This window comes from Bartonella sp. AP72JLCBS (assembly GCF_042195705.1).
GTDB lineage: Bacteria > Pseudomonadota > Alphaproteobacteria > Rhizobiales > Rhizobiaceae > Bartonella.
Window position 1 is genome coordinate 1 of sequence record NZ_JBHIOU010000036.1, and the last position, 4,492, is coordinate 4,492.

Annotated in this window: 2 protein-coding genes; both read right to left on the bottom strand. The window is 35.6% G+C overall.

What is annotated here, in order from left to right:
- Positions 1-246: Arm DNA-binding domain-containing protein (locus ACFILO_RS08995; RefSeq protein ID WP_375678170.1), on the bottom strand; the 246-nt coding region annotated here is incomplete at its 3' end.
- A 941-nt stretch (positions 247-1,187) separates the two neighbouring features.
- Positions 1,188-4,492: type ISP restriction/modification enzyme (locus tag ACFILO_RS09000; RefSeq protein ID WP_375678171.1), on the bottom strand; the 3,305-nt coding region annotated here is incomplete at its 5' end.

Genomic DNA, 4,492 nt, shown 5'->3' on the forward strand with positions numbered 1-4,492 from the left:
AATAGGGTCACGCCCTTCACGTAAAACAGCCCGCCATCCTGTTGCCAATTCACGGGCTTGTTTTAAAGAAACATCTCGCAAGGCACCCAAGCCCATTTCACGGCGCCGACCATGAATGGTATAACGATAAAGCCATTGAGCACCACCATCTTTACGCTTATGGAGAAGCAAGCCGGCACCATCATTATATTTGCCAGCTCCCAATGTTGAGACAGCCCTTGCATTAAGACGATTCATAAGAACCATTTTTACTCCTTTCTGCTATAGTTTTTACCCACACGTCAGCCCCGCTTGTGACGTGCAAGCAAGTGATATGAATTGATTCAAGATACACAGATTTAAGATGAGAGAATCTTACGTTATTCAGGGTTCTCATTCAATATGAATAACGCTAGATTATGATTATAAATCAATGCCTTGAACACTTGTTGAGAAACTCAACAGTGGTATGGCTCTGATCATGGTTTTGGTGCAAGATTTTAAGGAAACAACCTATAAAAAAGACCCATAAAATTATTCCATAGATTATCAAAATTCCTTTTTATGGGCTTTTGTCTATTTTATCGGTTATGTCTGTTTATTTAACAGACGAATCTTATGATTTTAGTGAATGATTAAAACATGTCTTATGAAAAGCATATGCTCCTTTAAAGCCTTTCAAAAGATAGTTTGTAACTCATATGAAATGCTATCAAGACCATTATGGTTATGAGTTTTGAGGTTTAGGGGGGGTGGGGGTTTTGGAGGTGCTTTTTACGCCCCTTTTATATATTTTTTTCAATAAAAAATAAAAGTCATTATATTTCAATATATTATTTTTTATCAATTTTTCAAAAAACAACCTATATCAATAATACAACCTATAAATTCAACTAATGGTGTATGTTTTGTAAGGGTTTTGGGGGTTTTAGAAACATTCAAAACCTATAAGTAATATAAGAAAATGAATATACATAGCTCTCTTTAAATAAAGCTATCATTTTAGATTACGGTATAATCTTTTAAAGGCAATGTAAAAGAAGCCTATTCACTTTAAGATGGGATTTCTTTTTAGAATAACGCATATAAACACTCCTTTTAGAGATTGTATGTAAGCAATGTATAAAGGGGGTATAGGAACCTATAGCTATAAGACCTTATACCACTTATGCGTTTATCATACCCATTATGTGAGCATGCTTTATAAGTTATTCAGTTTCTCTTAATACCAAATTTGGTAAGTTTTTTACGATTTTCATTGTCTCTAAACTTACGGTAATAACCCTCTGAAATAACTCTAGAGGGTAGGCAGGGTTGCCAACGGTTTCAACAGCATAGCGATTGGCATCATTAACAATGCCACTCTTTTTATCAGTCTTTACACATTGACGCCCCATAACCCATTCAAGAGCGGGTTTACCATTGACGATATACTCATAAGCTTCAAGAGGGATATCTGTTATTGTGATATTGCTATTGTAAATAACTGTTGATTTATCCTTTTCGGATTTTCCTTTCTCTTTAGCTGCTTTTGCGAATTTCATTTCAGTTACATAATAAAACTTTTCGGGATTAGAGATCTCTGTCTGTTTTGGATTACCCTTTTTAAAGGTCACTGGATACGGCTCTACAGTTTCATAGTTTACGTGCAAATGACCCAATTCACGCCCTGCTGTTACAAACTTCCAAAAATCATCAGCACTCTTTACACAAGGGATACGAGGTAATTCTTTGCATAAATTATCAGCATAACGAGAGCGATAATCTTCTGAATGAAGCAAACCGTAAACATAATAGAATAGATCATCTTTTGTTATGGTTTCATTAGGATAAGCCATTTTAAAATATGCTAGTCCTTTATCCGTAATGGCATCACGTCTCTGTAAACCAGATGTTGTGTTTTTCTCTGTAGAATTTGTAAATAAATGGGATTGTTTTTCACTTTTATTTTTTGAAACTGGAGTGTCTTCGTAAATATAGCGTGGAAAGCATTGACCTTTATCCACTACATCAAGATTAGGTAAATTTTTAGACATAAGTACAGAAAAACCCGATTGAGTTCCCGTACCTGTAATTTGTATTACCATATTTTCAACCACCTTCCCCATAGGGAATATCCGCGGCATTTGATAGACTCTCTCATTAAAAGTACGGTTGTAGTATAGCCATTGTTTCGTAAAAGGACGATAAAGACTTTGCGTGATGCATCTATTTTCAAATTCAAAGATTTTTCCTCTTACTAACTCTTGTTTAACATTATAGCTCCAACTTATCTTCCTCTCATCTGTATCAACGAAATTATTTACAGCCTTTGTACGTATCTTGCGACTAGTATGCGGATAGATATCATTAAAACGTTCCACTTCACTGTTATAGAAGGCAATCATATTACTCATGTTTTTCTTTAAAGTTTCATGGCTTGAGTTATACGTCCAAGCATCACGATTAGTTACAACCCCAAGAGAAAATGTTTCAAATAGTTTGAAATTACATCCCTTCTTATCGCCTATAGCTAAAAATGTTTTGAAATTGTTATCACGTTGATGAATCCAGTCACCATGTTCATCCGGTGTAATTATTTTCCAACTCGATTTATTTGTGATGCCATCAACACTACCAAAGTATTGAAGCATCTCAAGTTTTTTTGCGGTGGAAAGATTATCTCCAATATCATGATAGTAAATCTTACACGGTTGTTTTTTATTTGGATTGCGCACAAAAATCGTTACAGCTATTCCGTTTTGACTTCCAGAACCAAAAACATTGCCTCCTTCCTTTGATAGCTCTTTTGATTTTATATTTTTTCGAATATCACCACGAAGATTAATGATATAAATAGAAGAATATTCATTTCGTAAGCATTTTCGCATGCCATCAGCAAATGCTTTATCTATCCATCCATTTCCAGAAATATAAGCTACAATACCACCTTGAGAACTTAAGCGATTACTTGCCCACCTAATCGCTCGAATATAGCTATCATAGAGATTTCTTTTTAATGTTGCTTGAGATTTAAGTGCATACGTATTTTGGATACTTCTATCAAGTATTTCATATTCTACATTTGCATTATTATCATTCTCACTTCTTTGACCAGAAGAATAAGGAGGGTTACCAAAAATAACTTCGATATCCAGTTTCTTTTGATGTTCTAAATATTCACTGTTTTCTTTGAATAATTTTTGCAGCAGGTTCTTCTCTTCAAGCATGCGGAAAGTATCGGTCAAACCAATATGCTTAAAGGGAATATACTCTCCTTTCATAAGACTATGATAAGTCGATTCAATGTTAATCGCTGCTATGTAATAAGCGAGTAAGACAATCTCATTGGCATGGATATCATTTCCGAACTTATATTCCATATCCTCTGGTTTGATCAGTTTAGATTGTAAAAGCCTTGTAATAAAGGTTCCAGTTCCAGTGAAAGGGTCTAGAATAGAAACACCACGTGACCCCAAGCTTTTTCCAAATTCATTACGCAACACATCATCAACAGAATGAATGATAAAATCCACAACCTCAACGGGCGTATAAACAATCCCAAGCTTATCCGTGGTTTTCTTAAATGCCTTGGCAAAAAAACTTTCATAAAGCTTGATAATAAGATTCTGTTTTGCATGAGTTTCAGTAATGCCTGCTGTATAAAACGTGACACTTTTGTAGAATTTATCAAGATCTTTCGTTTTCTCTTCAATATTGGTTTTATCCAGTTCCGTTAAGATCTTATCCATTGCTTGTGAAATGGCATTGTTCTGTACAAATTCATTACCGTCAAATAAAGCTTCAAATACGGGACGCGTGACAAGATGTTGTGCTAACATCTCAATCGCTTCCTCTTGCTTGATTTCACTGTTGACGTTGTTCTTTAATTCCTTATGAAAGGCATGAAAGGCTTCACTCTTTTCATCGGAAATCATATCTTTAAGATGATTGATATGGTTTTGAGCAATCTCAGCAACATTGTTCGCCCATAGGCCCCAGTAATCGGTGATTTTAAAACTATCCAGAAAAATGGCTTTGACAAAATCAAAAAATTCAGAACGGCGGAATAGGTCTCCTTGTCCTCCAGATACCGATTGAGATTTGCTTTCTGCTGTTCCAATGACACGTCCAGAACTTTCTGCTTTTGATGGTATCGAGATCTCATCAACCGTTGTGGTGAGTTCTTGTAATTCATTGGCACGCTTAATCTCTATAATCTCAATCGTATGGCTGCTATCTTGTCCTAAAGACATTTGATTAATCGTCCGAGCAAGTCTCTCATCATGAGAATGTAAAGCATGCAAAACTTGCCAAACAACACGGTATCTCTTATTGTTTTTTAAAGCCTTTTTGGCTTCTAAGTGTGAAGGAATGATAATGGGTAAAATGATATAGCCCGTTTTCTTATTTGGAGCACGACGCATCACACGCCCTACCGCCTGTATCACATCGACTTGGCTATTACGCGGGTGTAAAAACATGATGGCATCAAGAGCAGGGACATCAATCCCTTCAGACAGACACCGAACAT